The organism is Sphingomonas sp. S2-65 (assembly GCF_021513175.1).
Lineage (GTDB): Bacteria > Pseudomonadota > Alphaproteobacteria > Sphingomonadales > Sphingomonadaceae > Sphingomonas.
Genome location: NZ_CP090953.1, coordinates 3,597,877 through 3,612,398 on the forward strand (window position 1 = coordinate 3,597,877; position 14,522 = coordinate 3,612,398).

A 14,522-nucleotide genomic window follows, 5' to 3' on the forward strand; every position below is an offset into this window, starting at 1 on the left:
TAATCCGGCATGATCCGCACGGGCTGTGCGGGATAACGAACAATGAAGTACGAACTCGGCGACCTGAATGCCTTTGTCGCAGTGGCACGGGCCAGGGGATTTCGCGATGCGGCACGCGGGCGCGGCGCGAGTGCGTCCGGGCTGAGCGACGCGGTGCGGCGGCTGGAAGCGCAGATGGGCGTGCGCCTGCTGAACCGCACCACTCGCAGCGTCGTGCCGACCGAGGCGGGGGAGCGGCTGCTGGAACGGCTGGAGCCGGCGCTGAGCGAAGTCGAGGCGGCGATGGACGTAGTGAACGGCTTTCGCGACCGGCCCGCGGGGACGCTGCGGCTGAACGTGCCGGTGACCGTCGCGCGGCTCGTGCTGCCGGACATCGTGCCGGGGTTCCTTACCGCCTATCCCGACATCCGGCTGGAAGTGATCGCCGAGGACAGCTTCGTCGACGTGCTGGCGGCCGGGTGCGATGCCGGCATCCGCTATGGCGAGCGGCTGGAGCAGGACATGATAGCCGTGCCGATCGGGCCGCGAGTGCAGCGGTTCGCGGCCGCCGCGTCGCCGGCCTATCTCGACGCGCGTGGGCGGCCGGAGCATCCCCGCGACCTCCTGGGGCATGCATGCCTGCGCGGGCGCTTCGCCAGCGGGACGATGCCGGTCTGGGAGTTCGAGCGCGACGGGGAGATGGTGCGGGTCGAACCCAGCGGGCCGCTGATCGTGCAGCTGGGAAGCACGGTGGACCTGGCCGTCGCCGCGGCCGTGGCGGGAAGCGGCATTGTCTATCTGTTCGAGGAATGGCTGCGGCCGCTGCTCGACAGCGGTGCGCTGGAGCCGTTGCTGGAGCCTTGGTGGGACGCGTTCTCGGGGCCCTTCCTCTACTATCCGGGGCGGCGGCTGGTGCCGGCACCGCTGCGGGCGTTCGTGGATTATGTGCGGGCGATGAGGGTATGAACGGGCATTATTCGGATTTGAGGTGGCACGTTCGATAGCGAGAGAGTTCGACAGGCAGCAGCTAAGAAAGCGGTAGCGAGCGCGCTGACGCCGGCGTGATATAGCCCTGCGCGACCAGGAATGCGCGCAAAGCGGCGGGGTAGCCGGCCGGGTCGCGGCGGTAGTGGGAGAGCATCACCCGCCAAGCGGACGCTGCTTGCCCGAGCCGGGCAGCATCGGCGACATAGGCGGCACAGTTGCCATTGCGCTCCACGGTTTTCGACATACAGACGCGGCGATGCGCCCGCAGGTCCTGGGCGAACAGCGGCCGGAAGGTAGGGTCGGCTGAGATGTCTACGCTACGACCGGCGCGAATGGTCAGCACAAGCGGCGGCCGAGGTACGCACGCGTTGCACTCCTTCGAGTAGTTAAAGCCAGGCGCCTCGAGCACGAAGCCAGAGCGGCCGTCCTTAAGTAGATTGCGAGGAACCATGGCCACCTCGCCGGTCAACTCCCTGCGGCCGTGATGCTCCAGCGGCACGGCGCGGTAACCGCCGCCAATCGGCTCGATTACGGTCACGGCAGCGATACCGCCCGAACCGCCCCACTGGTTGTCGACGACTACGCCCAGATATTCCTGCTCGGGCGCGAGGCGGACAACCGCGACACGCACGAACGAGGCCTGGCTATCGCTGGTCATCCGGAAGGGTGGCAGTCCGCGCTGTCTGACGGTGACGATCGCCTGATTGCTGACGCCGTCAAAGCGACACGCTTCATTCTGCGTCGGCTGCTCGCAGGGAGTGGCAGCGACCTCCACCGTGGCCCCGCCTGCGACAAAGGAAAGCGGCTCCTTGGGATGGACGCCCCAGGTCTGGAACGCGCCAAGCGGCACCGTCGGCAGCGTTTGCGGCGGCGCAGCGCCGAGCAGCAATGCCGGCAAGAGGCAGGCAGGAACGCGCATCGACGATATTCCCTAGAGCCAAGCCCATGCATCAAACTAGCTATCTGACGCGTGCGCAACTCCAGCCTTCATAGTCAGGCTACAACCGGCGAATTGGAGCCGTATGCGGGTCCCGCCTAGTCGATCCGTACCTTGCCGCGGCCGGCTTTTACCGTGCTGCGGCCTTTTTTCTCGTCCACTCTGCGCGCCTTCGCGGATTTGCTGGGCTTGGTCTTGATGCGGCGGGCGTCGCGCTTGAAGGACTCGGTGACCAGCTCGCCCAGGCGCTCGCGGGCGTCGGTGCGGTTGGCGTCCTGGGTGCGGAATTTGCGGGCGGTGATGACGAGTTCGCCGTTCAGGGTCATCTTCGACCCGGCGAGCTGTTTGAGCTTTTGATAGGCGTAGAGCGGCAGGCCGAGCTTGAACACGTCGACGCGCAGCTGGACTGCGGTCGCGACCTTGTTGACGTTCTGGCCGCCCGGACCGGAAGCGGCGAGGAAGCGTTCCTCGACGATCGCTTCCTCGGGGATGTCAGTCACGGCCGAAGCCGAGATTGTGGAAGCGCACCGGGATGGGGGCATGTGCCTCGACCGGGGGCTTGCCTTCCCGAGGAATGGTCAGTCCTTCGGCATGGAGCATCACGGCAGGACCACCGGCGCCGTAGACCGGATCCCCGACGATCGGGATGCCGAGCCCTTCGGCGGCGTGGATGCGGATCTGGTGGGTACGGCCGGTTTCGGGATAAAAGGCGAGCAGCGCGCGCGCGCCACGGGTTTCCAGCAGTTCCCAGCGGGTGCGGGCGGCCTTGCCCTTGGGATCGCCGCGCATGCGCCAGCCTTCTTCGGCGCTGGAGATCTTCGCGAGCGGCAAGTCGATCATCCCTTCCTGCCCCTCGGGCACGCCCTCGAGGATGGCGAGGTAGCGCTTGCCGACGCTGCCGGTCTCGAACGCCTGTGCGAAGCGCTTCATCGCCTTGGGATTGCGGGCGAGGAGCAGGCAGCCGCTGGTGTCGCGGTCGAGCCGGTGCATCGGCACGGGATCGCGGCGAAAGCCGAAGGTCAGATGGTGCAGCTGATCCTCAAGGCTGAGCGAGCGGTCGCGCGGGCGGTCGACGGGCAAGCCGGCGGGCTTGTCGATCACGATGGCTTCGCCGTCGATGAAGAGTACGCGGTCCTGGAACATGGGGGGCATATAGCGCACTGCGCTCAAACGAAAAGCGGCGGCCGGTGGGGGGACCGGCCGCCGCCTCTCAAGGAGCCGCGTGGAGGAGGGGGGACGCGGCCCCGGTCGCGCGCGTCGGGGTTACGCGGCGAGCTTGTTGGCGACCTCGGCGATGCGGCGTCCCTGGTAGCGGGCGCCATCCAGGTCGGTTTCGCTCGGCAGGCGGCTGCCGTCGGCACCGGCGATGGTGGTTGCGCCATAGGGTGCGCCGCCCTTCACTTCGTCGACACCGCCCTGGCCCTGGAACCCATAATCGAGGCCGACGATGGTCATGCCGAAGTGGAGCAGGTTGGTGATGATCGAGAAGAGCGTCGTCTCCTGCCCACCATGCTGGCTGGCGGTGGAGGTGAAGGCGCCGCCGACCTTGCCGTTGAGCTTGCCCTGGAACCAGAGCCCGCCGGCCTTGTCCCAGAAGCTGGCCATCTGGCTCGACATGCGGCCGAAGCGCGTGGGCGAGCCGACGATGATGCCGTCATAATTGGCGAGCTCGTTCACGTCGTCGAGCACGGGGTGCGAGGTGTCGGCGACGAAGCCCGCGGCGGCGGCGACTTCGGCTGGCGCCGTTTCGGCGACGCGGCGGACATCGACTTGCGCGCCGGCGCTGCGCGCGCCTTCGGCGACGGCGTCGGCCATCTTCGCGAGGTGGCCGTAGGACGAGTAATAGAGGACCAGGATCTTGGACATGGTGGAGGCTCCCTTGTGCGTATTGGGGTTCATTCGCTGTCGACGAGCACGAGCTCGGCGTCGTCCAGCGCAGTGATGGTGACGGTCTGGCCGCCGGCGAGCGCGGCTCCGTCGCGGGTCTCGATACGCTCGCCGTCGATCTCGACCGTGCCCGCTGCGGGGACCAGATAGGCGTGACGGCCCTCCCCAACGGTGTGCCGCACGGTCTCGCCGGTCTTGAGCGTCGCGCCGAGCACGCGCGCTTCGGCGCGGATCGGCAGTGCGTCGCGGTCTTCGGCGAAGCCCGAGGCGAGCGTGACGAACCCGCCCGAGCGGTCGCCCTTCGGAAAGGGCTTGGCGCCCCAGCTCGGCTGGCCGCCGCGGGTGCGGGGCTGGATCCAGATCTGGAAGATGCGCGTCGCCTCGGGCTCGAGATTATATTCGGCGTGACGCACGCCGCTGCCGGCGCTCATGACCTGCACGTCGCCCGCCGCGGTGCGGCCCTTGTTGCCCATCGAGTCCTGGTGCGTGATCGCGCCCGAGCGGACATAGGTGATGATCTCCATGTCCTGGTGCGGGTGCGGCGGGAAGCCGGAATTGGCGGCGATCTCATCGTCGTTCCAGACGCGCAGCGCGCCCCAGCCCATGCGGGACGGGTCATAGTAGCTGGCGAAGGTGAAGTGGTGACGCGCCTTGAGCCATCCGTGGTCGGCCTGGCCGAGGGTTTCGAAGGGGCGTTTGTCGATCATGTTGAGCATCCAGTTGACGCCCAAGACATAGGTCCGCGGGTAAGTGCCCGAAATGGAAACGTTGGAAACCGATCGTTTCTGAGCTATCGATATCGCCCATGAAGCTGCCGGATTTCGAGGCCTGGGCGATCTTCGCCGCGGTGGTGGAGCATCGCTCGTTCAGCAGCGCGGCGGATGCGCTGGGGGTGTCCAAGGCGACGATCTCCAAGGCGATCACGCGGCTGGAGCAGCGGCTGGGAACCGCGCTGTTCCATCGGACCTCGCGGCGGCTGACGCTGACCGACAGCGGACGCGGCCTGGCCGAGCGGGCGCAGCGGATCCTGTCGGAAGGCGAGGCCGCCGAGGAGGCGGCGTTCGAGTCGGCGAGCGCCCCGGCGGGAGTGGTGCGCGTCGCGGCGCCGCTGACGTTCGGGATCAGCCATCTCGCTCCCGCGCTGGCCGACTTCATGACGATGCACCCGGGCATCCGCATCGACCTGCGGCTGTCCGACGCGTTCGTCGACATCGTCGGCGAGGGGATCGACGTGGCGATCCGCATCGCCGAACTGCCCGACAGTTCGCTGCGCGCGCGCAGGCTGGCGCCGGTGATGGGCTATGTCGTGGGGGCGCCGGCCTATTTCGATCGGGTCGGAAGGCCGCAGCACCCCGCCGACCTCGCGACGCATGCGTGCTTCATCTACACCAACATGGCGATGCCCGAGGTGTGGCGCTTTCGCAAAGCCGGGGGCGAGGAGGCGGCGGTGCGGGTCGACGGGCCGATGCGGACCGACAATGGCGACGCGATGCTGCCGGCGCTGTGCGCGGGGCTGGGGGTCGCGCGGCTGCCGGACTTCCTGGTGTCGGAGCATATCGCGGCGGGGCGGCTGGAGACGGTGCTGGACGACTGGTCGGGCTGGGCGACCGGACTGCACCTGCTGACGCCACCCGGCACGCTGCGGCCGGCGCGAGTGGAAGCGCTGATCGAATTCCTGTCGGCACGTCTCAAGCGGATCTGCGTCGAAGCATCGCCGCCGGCGTGAAGCCGACCGTTCGGTGGGGCCGTGCAGCAGGTAAGTAGATTCCCTACGACTCGTGGAACGAGGCCGGTTAGTCGGAAATTAACCTTTTGCCTTCAGAGGTGCTTAGGTTAATGAATTCGTCCAACGCGTCGGCCAGCGGGGCTCCACGCGTCTGAGGACAGGGGAAACGGCGATGCGCGTGCTGCTGATCGAAGACGAGCCTAGCACTGCAAAGGCAATCGAGCTGATGCTCGGCGCGGAAGGCTTCAACGTCTACACGACCGATCTGGGCGAAGAGGGCTTGGACCTGGCCAAGCTCTATGATTACGACATCATCCTGCTCGACCTGAACCTGCCCGACATGCACGGCTATGACGTGCTGAAGAAGGTCCGCGTCGCCCGCGTGCAGACGCCGGTGCTGATCCTGTCGGGCGTCAACGAAATGGACTCCAAGGTGCGCTCGTTCGGCTTCGGTGCCGACGATTACGTCACCAAGCCTTTCCATCGCGAAGAGCTGGTCGCGCGTATCCACGCCGTCGTCCGCCGCTCGAAGGGGCACTCGCAGTCGGTCATTCGCACCGGCAAGCTGGCGGTGAACCTGGACGCCAAGACCGTCGAAGTCGATGGCGCGCGCGTGCACCTGACCGGCAAGGAATATGCGATGCTGGAGCTTCTGTCGCTCCGCAAGGGCACGACGCTGACCAAGGAGATGTTCCTCAATCATCTCTATGGCGGGATGGACGAGCCCGAACTCAAGATCATCGACGTGTTCATCTGCAAGCTGCGCAAGAAGCTGAGCATGGCGACCGACGGCGAGAACTACATCGAGACGGTCTGGGGCCGCGGCTATGTGCTGCGCGAGCTGGACGGTGCCGAAGTGGACGTCTCGGCGGTCGCCTGAGGCAGGGACACAGCGGGGGCTGTTGGGGCCGCGGTTCGCAAGGACCGCGGCCCTTGTCGTTTCGGGCTTGAGCCGGGGTCCCGCTGCCTAAGGCCGGCAGAAGAAGCGGGACCCCGGCTCAAGGCCGGGGTGACAAGGAAAGGTTGTGGGTTAGCGGGCTCGCGCCTGGGCGTGGGCTTCGGCTCGGTCGAGCAGGGCTGCCAGGTCTTCGCTGTCGATGTCGAAGCTTTCATGGGCTTCCGCCAGCGCCGCGTCGATGTCCTGGCGCTGCAGGCTGGTGACCGGGGCGGGCTTCGCCGGGCGATGCGGGTAGCTGTGGCGCGAGAGACGGTGGAAGGCCAGGCCGACGCAGACCAGCACGACCGCGTTGAGGGCCACCGGCACGAAGGCGAAGGCGAGGCCCTTGGCGACGATTGCGGGGCCACCGAGCACCGGCAGCAGCGCGCAGGCGCCGCCGGGCGGGTGCAGGCAGCGGAGCAGCGACATCAGCAGGATGGCGAGGGCGACGGCAAGCCCGGCGACCAGCGCGCCGTGGCCGAACAGCACCGCGCAGGCGAGCCCGACCAACACCGACAGCACGCTGCCGCCGATCACCGGCCAGGGCTGGGCAAGCGGGCTGGCGGGCACGGCATAGACCAGCACCGCCGACGCACCCATCGGCGCTATCAGGAACGGTGCGGCCGATGCCGGCACAAGCCCTCCGATCGCCGCGGTGACGGCGATGCCGCACAACGCGCCGGCACAGGCGAGCAGCCGGTCTGGCCAGTTGGCGCCGGCCAGCAGCAATCGGCCTATTTGGCCGGCCATGCCTTATATCCTCCGACCCAGGTCTCCAGCACCTTGGTGGTGCGCAGTTCGCTGGGCTGCGCGGTCAAGGGGTCGCGGTCGATAATCAGGAAGTCGGCGAGCATGCCCGGCGCCAGGCGGCCGATCTTGCCCTCGGCGAAGCCGGCATAAGCGGCGCCGGTGGTGAAGCCGGCCCAGCCCTGTTCGCGCGTCACCGCTTCCTGCATGCGCCAGCCGCCGGCAGGCTGCCCCTGTGCGTCCTGGCGCGTGAACGACGCCGCCCAGCCCGCCCACGGATCGGGGCTCTCGACAGGGAAGTCGGAGCCGAACGCCAGCTTTGCGCCATTCTGCAACATCGAGCGCCAGGCATAGGCACCCGCGAGCCGGGCCTCGCCGAGCCGGGCCTCGGCCATAGTGCGGTCAGAAGTCTGGTGGACCGGCTGCATCGAGGCGATGATGCCGAACTTGCCGAAGCGGGGCAGGTCCTTGGGATCGACGATCTGGGCGTGTTCGATGCGCCAGCGGCGGTCGTCCTTATAGGTGTCCGACAGGACCTCGATGGCGTCGAGTGCCTGCTGGTTGGCGCGATCGCCGATCGCGTGAATCGCGATCTGAAAGCCGTCCATCGATCCGCGAGTCATCATGTTGAGCAACTGATCGTCGCTCAGGAAGCCCAGGCCCTTTTCGCCCGGCGCGTCCGAATAGGGCGCCTTTAGCCAGGCGCCACGGCTGCCCAGCGCGCCGTCGGAATAGATCTTGATGCCGCCCATGCGCAGGCGGTCGCCATACAGCCACGGCGTGGGGCCCTGGCCGGCCACGGTCAGCGCGGTGTCGACACCGTGCGCGTAGCTCATGATGCGCACCTTGAGCAGGTTGAGGTCGCCGATGCGGCGATACGTCAGCCAGTCCTCGATGGTGGTGCCCATGTCCGCGGTGGCGGTGACGCCGAGCGACAGCAGCTTGTCCTGCGCCGCGAGGAAGGCGGCGTTGCGCTCGCGCGGGGTGCCCTGCGGGATCACCTTTTCCACCAGCGTACGCGCGGAATCGACGAGCACCCCGGCGGGCGCGCCACCGGCGGCACGCTCGATCCGGCCGCCGCTCGGGTCCTTGGTGGCGGCGGTGATGCCGGCAGCGGCGAGCGCGCGGCTGTTCGCCCAGCCGGCATGGCCGTCGACCCGTTCCAGGTAGACGGGGCGGTCGCCGACCGCGCGATCGAGTTCGGCGGCGGTGGGGAAGCGGCCCAGGCCCCAGCGCTCCTGGTTCCAGCCGCTGCCGACGATCCACTTGTTGGGATTGGCGGCGGCGTAGCTGCGGATCTTGTCGAGCGCTTCGTCGAGCGAGCGGGTCTGGGAAAGGTCGAGCAGCAGGAGCTGCGACCCGAGCCCCATGACATGGCCGTGCGCATCGATCATGCCGGGCACCAGCGTGCGGCCCTGCATGTCGGTGCGCCAATCGACTCTCTTCGGCGGCTTTTCCTTGGCCGAGAACAGCCGAACGACCTTGCCGTTGCGGTCGATCTGGATCGCGCGGAAGCGGACCACCTCGCCGCGTGCGCCGAGCGTCATGCCATTGACATTGTCGACGACACCGTCGGCCCAGGCTGCGGGAGCGGCGAGCAGTGCGCCGGCGGCAAGGAGGGGCGTGAGGATGCGGGCGAAGCGAGGCGTCTTGAGCATAGCCCGCGCATAGGGCCTGTTCCCCCGCTGCGCCAGATGGTCTACGCCTCCTTGCATGGCCACGAAATCAGTTCCGGCGGTCGCGCCGCTCCCCGTATCGATCGACGATGTCCATGCGGCGCAGGCGCGTATTTCCGGGTCGATCGTGCGGACGCCGACGCTGATCAGCCGGACGCTTTCGGAGCTGACCGGGGCGACGGTGTATCTGAAGTTCGAGAACCTGCAGTTCACCGCGGCGTACAAGGAGCGCGGCGCGCTCAATACGCTCCTGCAGCTGGATGCCGACGCCCGCGCCAAGGGCGTGATCGCCGCCTCCGCGGGCAACCATGCCCAGGGGCTGGCCTATCACGCGACGCGGCTGGGCATTCCGAGCACGATCGTCATGCCCAAGAACACCCCGACGGTGAAGGTCACCCAGACCGAAGGGCATGGCGCCACCGTGATCCTGCACGGCGAAACCTTCGACGCGGCCTACGCCCATTCGCGCGAGCTGGAAGCCGAGTGCGGCTACACCTTCGTCCATCCCTTCGACGACCCGCGCGTCATCGCCGGGCAGGGGACGGCGGCGCTCGAGATGCTCGAGGATGTGCCGCAGATCGACACGCTGGTGATCCCGATCGGCGGCGGCGGGCTGATCTCTGGCACCGGCGTCGTGGCCAAGGCCGCCGACCGCCAGATCGACGTGATCGGCGTCGAGGCGGAACTCTACCCGTCGATGTACAACCGCATCCACCACACCGACATGCCGTGCGCCGGCGACACGCTGGCCGAGGGCATTGCGGTCAAGGAGCCGGGCAAGATCACCTCGAAGATGGTCGAGGCGCTGGTCGACGACATCGTGCTGGTGGGCGAGCGGCGGCTGGAAGAATCGGTGAGCCTGCTGCTCCAGATCGAGAAAACCGTGGTCGAGGGAGCCGGTGCGGCCGGGCTCGCCGCGCTGTTGTCCGAGCCCGAGCGCTTCAAGGGGCGGACGGTGGGCACGATCCTGTGCGGCGGCAATATCGATACGCGGCTGCTCGCCAACGTGCTGCTGCGCGACCTGGCGCGATCGGGCCGGCTGGCCCGGCTGCGCGTGCGGCTGCAGGATCGGCCGGGCGCGCTGTTCAACGTCGCGCGCATCTTCCACGACCAGGGCGTGAACATCATCGAAGTGTATCACCAGCGGGTGTTCACGACGTTGCCCGCCAAGGGCCTGATCACCGACATCGAATGCGAGACGCGGGACCGCAACCATCTCGACCGGCTGATCACCGCGCTGCGCCGGGCGCAGTATGAAGTGAGCCAGGTCGAGCTCGCCTGATTGTTCCCGGACAATCGATGAAACGAATCGTGGGTGCGGCCAACCGAGCCGGCGCTGCGATTCACATGGGTAAAGTTTTCGTATAGACTTCGGCTCAGCTTTGGGTTGGATGTGCCGTTTCGGCGCCTATCCTGGTTAACCGGGGTGCGGTACCTGCGTTTTGCAGGGCGCTAAGCTGTTGGTTTATAGCCATTCCTCAACCCGGTAGCGTTAACTTTCTTTCATGGTAAAGGCGCTTTTCATCACGCTTCGCGCGCTTCATAGTCGTGCTTGCAAGGCCGATGTCGAGGCCGGAACGAGGACCAACAGGCGGTGACTGCACTTTCCCGTTTCCCCCGATTTTTCGTGACCAGCCCGTCGCCATGCCCCTATCTTCCGGGTCGGCAGGAGCGGAAGATCTTCACCGAACTGACCGGCCAGCATGCCGGCGAGCTCAACGATGCGCTCGGACGGATCGGCTTTCGCCGCAGCCAGTCGGTCGCCTATCGCCCGAGCTGCGCCAACTGCACCGCCTGCGTCTCGGTCCGCGTGGTGGCGAACGAGTTCCAGCCGAATGCGACCCAGCGCAAGCTGTTGAAGCGCTATGGCGACCTGGAAGTCACTCCGTGCAAGCCCTGGGCGACCGAGGAACAATATGCGTTGCTGCACGACTATCTGCATGCGCGGCACCCGGGCGGCGGCATGGCGGCGATGGACGAGAACGACTATGCCGACATGGTCGAGCAGTCGCCGGTCAGCTCGTTCGTGATCGAGTATCGCGAGCCTTCGGTCGGTGGCGTTCCCGGGCGGCTGGTGGGTGCGTGCATCACCGATCGCCAGGCGGATGGCCTGTCGATGATCTACAGCTTCTTCGTCGCGGACGACGTGCGCTCGAGCATGGGCAATTACATCATCCTGGACCACATCCTGCGCGCCCGCAGCGCCGGGCTGCCTTATGTGTATCTCGGCTATTGGGTGAAGGGGTCGGAGCGGATGGCGTACAAGACGCGCTATCGGCCGATCGAAGTGCTCGGCCCCAATGGCTGGTCGCTGCTGACCGACGAGGACGAGACGTTCGCGATGCCGCTGCCGTCCAAGGTGCGCGCGCTGGCCTGAACCCTGCGCTAGCCGTCGGTGCCGAGCTGCTCCACGTGCAGGTCGACGTCCATCTGTTCCTGGCCATGGCCGATGCGCGTGCCGGCAACCGCCGCCGCGCCGGCGGCGTCCAGGCCGATGGCGACGCGGACATAGCGCTCGTCGGGTGAGACCCCGGCGACCGGGTCGAACCCGACCCAGCCGATCCCCTCGACATAGCCTTCGGCCCAGGCATGGGGTGCGCAATGCGCGACACTGTCGCTGCGGTAGCCCGAGACATAGCGCGCGGGAATATCCAGGCTGCGCGCGGCGGCGATGAACATCTGGGCCACGTCGCGCGACGTCGCGGATCCGGCGGCGAACGCCTCGGCAGCGGGGGCGCCGGTGTCGGGCGCGTCGGGGGCGCAGGGGAAGCGTTGATGCAGCGCGCGGTTGAGGCGGTGGAGCATGTCCAGCCGGTCGTTCGCGCCCGACGCGCTCTCGGCGGCGAAATCGGGAAGTCCGTCTCCCGCCGCCGTGCGCGGCGTCTCGCGCAGATAGACCAGCGGGGGCAGGGGCTCCGCCGAACCCCGGATGACCCCGTGGGTGTCGGTGGTCAGGATCTCGCCGGTGACATGGATGTCGAGCGCCTGGATCGGGCCATCGGCGTAGAGCATGGTGACGGCGTTGCCGAAGCCATCGACCGCGTCGCGCAGCCGGGCGTCGCAATCGACGCTGACCATCCAGCTCACCACCGTCTGGTCCTGGGTATCTCCAGGCGTCAGGCGCAGCAGCTGGACGATGCGGTCCTGCGGCCTGGAGAAGCGGTAGCGGGTGTGGTGATCGACCGCGATACGCATCAGATGAACCGGAACTGGCGGCTGATCGCGGCGTCGAGCATCGCATTCTCCCGGATGAACGCATTCAGATGTTCGTGCAGGCCGCTGACGATCACATCGGAGGTGCGGGTTTTCTGGACGCGGGCCAGGCGCGCCCGCGCCATGCGGTCGGCCTCGCCCTGAAGGCCGGTGCGCTTGGCGAGCTGGCTGAGGATCCCGACGGCCTCGTCGGCGCAGGCGGCCAGGCTGCGCGGCAGCTCGATCCGGCTGATCAGCAGGTCGATCACCTTGGCGGGCTGCAGGCCTTCCTTGTAGAGCCAGCGATAGGCGTTCACCGCCGACACGGTCTGGAGGATGGTGGTCCACTGGTCGCGGTCGACCACGCCGCCGACCGCCTCGCCGGCGGGCAGCAGCAGATGGTATTTGACGTCGACCAGCCGCGCGGTGTTGTCGGCGCGCTCCACCGCGGCGCCGAGCTGGATGAGCCAAGTCGCCTCGTTGCGCATCATGCGATGGATCGAGCCTTCGAAGCCGCGCGTCTCGCCCTTGACCTGTTCGACCAGGTTCAGCGTTTCGGTGGCGCTTCGGGTGTTCGCGCGGGTCTGGAACATCAGCCAGGCGCGGTTGATCGCGGTCCAGGCGTCGCGGGTCAGCGCGGTGCGCACGGCGCGGGCATTGTTGCGCGCCCGCTCCAGGCAGCGGATGATCGAGCCTGGGTTGGCGGCGTCGAGCGTCAGGAAGTGCGCGACATCCGCCTGGGTGAGGCTGCGGCCGGTCGCGGCGAAGGCGTCGTCGGTGTAGCTGACGGCGAGGGCGCTTTGCCAAGCGGCTTCGCCTGCCGGGCGGGCGGAAAGCGCGTCGAGGCGGATCGTCGCTTCGACCAGCCGGGCGATGAAATCGGCACGCTCGACATAGCGGCCCAGCCAGTAGAGCGCGGCGGCGGTGCGGGAGAGCATCAGCATGACGGGCTCACCGGCTCTGCCGCTGCGACTGGCTTTGGCCGGGAGGCGCATCCTCCAGCAGCACGAAGCTGTCCTTGGTGCCGCCGCCCTGGCTGGAGTTCACCACCAGCGAGCCTTCTCGCAGCGCCACGCGCGTGAGGCCGCCGGGGACGACGCGCACGCCGTCGCTGCCGGTGAGCACGAAGGGGCGGAAGTCGACATGACGGGGGGCGAGGCCCTGTTCGACCAGCGTCGGCACGGTGGACAGCGCCAAGGTGGGCTGAGCGATGTAGCGGTGTGGCTCGGCGATCAGGGCTGCGCGGAAGTCGGCGATTTCCTGGCGGCTGGCGGTGGGGCCGACCAGCATGCCGTATCCGCCCGAGCCGTCGACGAGCTTCACCACCAGTTCGGGCAGATGGTCGAGGACGTATTTGAGCGCCTGGGGCTCGCGGCACCGCCAGGTTTCGACATTGGGCAGCTTGGCGTCCTGCCCGGTGTAGAAGCGGACGATCTCGGGCATGTAGCTATAGATTGCCTTGTCGTCGGCGATGCCGTTGCCCGGCGCGTTGATCAGCGCGACGTTGCCGGCGCGATAGGCGGCGATCAGCCCGGGAACGCCGAGCATCGAATCGGCGCGGAAGGTGAGCGGATCGAGATAGTCGTCGTCGATCCGGCGGTAGATGACGTCCACCCGCACGCGGCCGGCGATGGTCTGCACCCAGACGATGTCGTCGTCGACCACCAGATCGGCCGCCTCGACCAGTTCGACGCCCATCGAATCGGCGAGGAAGCTGTGTTCGTAATAGGCCGAGTTGAAGTGGCCCGGGGTCAGCACGACGCAGACCGGGTCGGCGTTGTTGCCGGGCGCGACCGATCGCATCGTTTCCAGCAGCCGGTCGGGATAGCTGTCGACCGGGGCGACGCGGAACTCGCGGAACAGCTCGGGGCACAGGCGCAGCATCGCCTCGCGATTTTCGAGCATGTAGGACACGCCGGATGGGGTGCGGGCATTGTCCTCCAGCACGAAGAATTCATCCGCCCCGGTGCGCACCAGATCGATGCCGCAGATATGCGCCCAGATGCCGTGCGGCGGGCGGATGCCGGCGACTTCGGGACGGAACTGGTCGTTGCGGTAGATGAGTTCGGGCGGGATCAGCCCTTCGGCGAGGATGCGGCGCTCACCGTAGATATCCTCGAGAAAGGCGTTGATCGCCTGCACCCGCTGCATCAGCCCTTCGCAGAGCCTGGACCATTCGTGGTGCAGGAAGATGCGCGGGACGATGTCGAACGGGATGATCCGTTCGGCGGCGTCGTTGTCGCCATAGACCGCGAAGGTGATGCCGAGCTGGCGAAAGGCGGCTTCGGCCGATTGCTGGCGGCGGTGCAGCTCCTCGGCCGCCGTGCCGGCTACCCAGCGCGACAGCGCCTGGAATTCGGGGCGCGGCGACTCCGGTCCGCCATGCCCCCAGATTTCGTCGAACGCCCCGCCTGTTCCCATTCACGCTCCAAGTGCCGAAATGACTTCGGGTTC

Annotated in this window: 15 protein-coding genes; 5 read left to right on the forward strand and 10 right to left on the reverse strand. The window is 67.6% G+C overall.

The window, feature by feature from the left end:
* Nucleotides 1-42 precede the first annotated feature (42 nt).
* Nucleotides 43-945: a LysR family transcriptional regulator gene (locus LZ586_RS16980; protein WP_235077490.1), complete on the forward strand. Its 903-nt coding sequence runs from the start codon at nucleotides 43-45 to the stop codon at nucleotides 943-945.
* A gap of 61 nt (nucleotides 946-1,006) precedes the next feature.
* On the opposite strand, the gene LZ586_RS16985 is transcribed toward LZ586_RS16980, so the two are convergent.
* The 5 genes from LZ586_RS16985 to LZ586_RS17005 form a co-directional block, all read right to left on the reverse strand.
* Nucleotides 1,007-1,885 carry a hypothetical protein gene (locus LZ586_RS16985; RefSeq protein ID WP_235077491.1) on the reverse strand — a complete coding sequence of 293 codons (879 nt, stop codon included), beginning with the start codon at nucleotides 1,883-1,885 and terminating at the stop codon, nucleotides 1,007-1,009.
* A 116-nt stretch (nucleotides 1,886-2,001) separates the two neighbouring features.
* Complete coding sequence (gene arfB, locus LZ586_RS16990) at nucleotides 2,002-2,445, reverse strand: alternative ribosome rescue aminoacyl-tRNA hydrolase ArfB (RefSeq protein WP_413777302.1); 444 nt, start codon at nucleotides 2,443-2,445, stop codon at nucleotides 2,002-2,004.
* Complete coding sequence (locus LZ586_RS16995; RefSeq protein ID WP_235077493.1) at nucleotides 2,396-3,046, reverse strand: RluA family pseudouridine synthase; 651 nt, start codon at nucleotides 3,044-3,046, stop codon at nucleotides 2,396-2,398. Before LZ586_RS16995 ends, arfB begins: the two co-directional genes overlap by 50 nt.
* A 120-nt stretch (nucleotides 3,047-3,166) precedes the next feature.
* Nucleotides 3,167-3,769: an NAD(P)H:quinone oxidoreductase gene (gene wrbA, locus LZ586_RS17000; RefSeq protein WP_235077494.1), complete on the reverse strand. Its 603-nt coding sequence runs from the start codon at nucleotides 3,767-3,769 to the stop codon at nucleotides 3,167-3,169.
* Nucleotides 3,770-3,798: 29 nt separating this feature from the next.
* Complete coding sequence (locus LZ586_RS17005) at nucleotides 3,799-4,497, reverse strand: pirin family protein (protein WP_235077495.1); 699 nt, start codon at nucleotides 4,495-4,497, stop codon at nucleotides 3,799-3,801.
* 98 nt (nucleotides 4,498-4,595) lie between these two features.
* On the opposite strand from LZ586_RS17005, the gene LZ586_RS17010 reads away from it, so the two are divergent.
* Both LZ586_RS17010 and ctrA read left to right on the forward strand, forming a co-directional pair.
* Complete coding sequence (locus tag LZ586_RS17010; protein WP_235077496.1) at nucleotides 4,596-5,516, forward strand: LysR family transcriptional regulator; 921 nt, start codon at nucleotides 4,596-4,598, stop codon at nucleotides 5,514-5,516.
* A gap of 172 nt (nucleotides 5,517-5,688) precedes the next feature.
* Nucleotides 5,689-6,396 (forward strand): response regulator transcription factor CtrA, encoded by a 708-nt coding sequence (gene ctrA, locus LZ586_RS17015; RefSeq protein WP_235077497.1) that lies wholly within the window; start codon nucleotides 5,689-5,691, stop codon nucleotides 6,394-6,396.
* Between the two features lie 150 nt (nucleotides 6,397-6,546).
* On the opposite strand, the gene LZ586_RS17020 is transcribed toward ctrA, so the two are convergent.
* Both LZ586_RS17020 and LZ586_RS17025 read right to left on the reverse strand, forming a co-directional pair.
* Complete coding sequence (locus LZ586_RS17020; RefSeq protein WP_235077498.1) at nucleotides 6,547-7,203, reverse strand: HPP family protein; 657 nt, start codon at nucleotides 7,201-7,203, stop codon at nucleotides 6,547-6,549.
* Complete coding sequence (locus LZ586_RS17025; RefSeq protein ID WP_235077499.1) at nucleotides 7,188-8,858, reverse strand: amidohydrolase; 1,671 nt, start codon at nucleotides 8,856-8,858, stop codon at nucleotides 7,188-7,190. The genes LZ586_RS17020 and LZ586_RS17025 overlap by 16 nt, the downstream gene beginning before the upstream one ends.
* A 55-nt stretch (nucleotides 8,859-8,913) precedes the next feature.
* Between LZ586_RS17025 and LZ586_RS17030 the strand changes: the two genes are divergently transcribed.
* A complete protein-coding gene (locus LZ586_RS17030) occupies nucleotides 8,914-10,158 on the forward strand; it encodes a threonine ammonia-lyase (RefSeq protein ID WP_235077500.1) in 1,245 nt (414 codons plus the stop codon).
* A gap of 312 nt (nucleotides 10,159-10,470) precedes the next feature.
* Nucleotides 10,471-11,253: an arginyltransferase gene (locus tag LZ586_RS17035; RefSeq protein WP_235077501.1), complete on the forward strand. Its 783-nt coding sequence runs from the start codon at nucleotides 10,471-10,473 to the stop codon at nucleotides 11,251-11,253.
* Between the two features lie 8 nt (nucleotides 11,254-11,261).
* Here the strand turns inward: LZ586_RS17035 and LZ586_RS17040 are convergent, their stop codons facing one another.
* From LZ586_RS17040 to LZ586_RS17050, 3 genes are read right to left on the reverse strand one after another with little or no spacing between them, the layout of a single operon-like run.
* Entirely contained in the window at nucleotides 11,262-12,071 is an 810-nt protein-coding gene (locus LZ586_RS17040; protein ID WP_235077502.1) for a transglutaminase family protein, read from the reverse strand.
* A complete protein-coding gene (locus tag LZ586_RS17045; protein ID WP_235079841.1) occupies nucleotides 12,071-13,006 on the reverse strand; it encodes an alpha-E domain-containing protein in 936 nt (311 codons plus the stop codon). Before LZ586_RS17045 ends, LZ586_RS17040 begins: the two co-directional genes overlap by 1 nt.
* A 13-nt stretch (nucleotides 13,007-13,019) precedes the next feature.
* A complete protein-coding gene (locus LZ586_RS17050) occupies nucleotides 13,020-14,489 on the reverse strand; it encodes a circularly permuted type 2 ATP-grasp protein (protein ID WP_235077503.1) in 1,470 nt (489 codons plus the stop codon).
* Between the last annotated feature and the right edge of the window lie 33 nt (nucleotides 14,490-14,522).

Coding starts and splice junctions, on each gene's coding strand:
- LZ586_RS16980 (WP_235077490.1), top strand. CDS start 43: ATGAAGTACGAACTCGGCGACCTGAATGCCTTTGTCGCAGTGGCACGG.
- LZ586_RS17040 (WP_235077502.1), bottom strand. CDS start 12,071: ATGCGTATCGCGGTCGATCACCACACCCGCTACCGCTTCTCCAGGCCG.
- LZ586_RS17010 (WP_235077496.1), top strand. CDS start 4,596: ATGAAGCTGCCGGATTTCGAGGCCTGGGCGATCTTCGCCGCGGTGGTG.
- ctrA (WP_235077497.1), top strand. CDS start 5,689: ATGCGCGTGCTGCTGATCGAAGACGAGCCTAGCACTGCAAAGGCAATC.
- LZ586_RS17045 (WP_235079841.1), bottom strand. CDS start 13,006: ATGCTCTCCCGCACCGCCGCCGCGCTCTACTGGCTGGGCCGCTATGTC.
- wrbA (WP_235077494.1), bottom strand. CDS start 3,769: ATGTCCAAGATCCTGGTCCTCTATTACTCGTCCTACGGCCACCTCGCG.
- arfB (WP_413777302.1), bottom strand. CDS start 2,445: ATGCCCCCATCCCGGTGCGCTTCCACAATCTCGGCTTCGGCCGTGACT.
- LZ586_RS16985 (WP_235077491.1), bottom strand. CDS start 1,885: ATGCGCGTTCCTGCCTGCCTCTTGCCGGCATTGCTGCTCGGCGCTGCG.
- LZ586_RS17025 (WP_235077499.1), bottom strand. CDS start 8,858: ATGCTCAAGACGCCTCGCTTCGCCCGCATCCTCACGCCCCTCCTTGCC.
- LZ586_RS17005 (WP_235077495.1), bottom strand. CDS start 4,497: ATGATCGACAAACGCCCCTTCGAAACCCTCGGCCAGGCCGACCACGGA.
- LZ586_RS17030 (WP_235077500.1), top strand. CDS start 8,914: ATGGCCACGAAATCAGTTCCGGCGGTCGCGCCGCTCCCCGTATCGATC.
- LZ586_RS17050 (WP_235077503.1), bottom strand. CDS start 14,489: ATGGGAACAGGCGGGGCGTTCGACGAAATCTGGGGGCATGGCGGACCG.
- LZ586_RS17020 (WP_235077498.1), bottom strand. CDS start 7,203: ATGGCCGGCCAAATAGGCCGATTGCTGCTGGCCGGCGCCAACTGGCCA.
- LZ586_RS16995 (WP_235077493.1), bottom strand. CDS start 3,046: ATGTTCCAGGACCGCGTACTCTTCATCGACGGCGAAGCCATCGTGATC.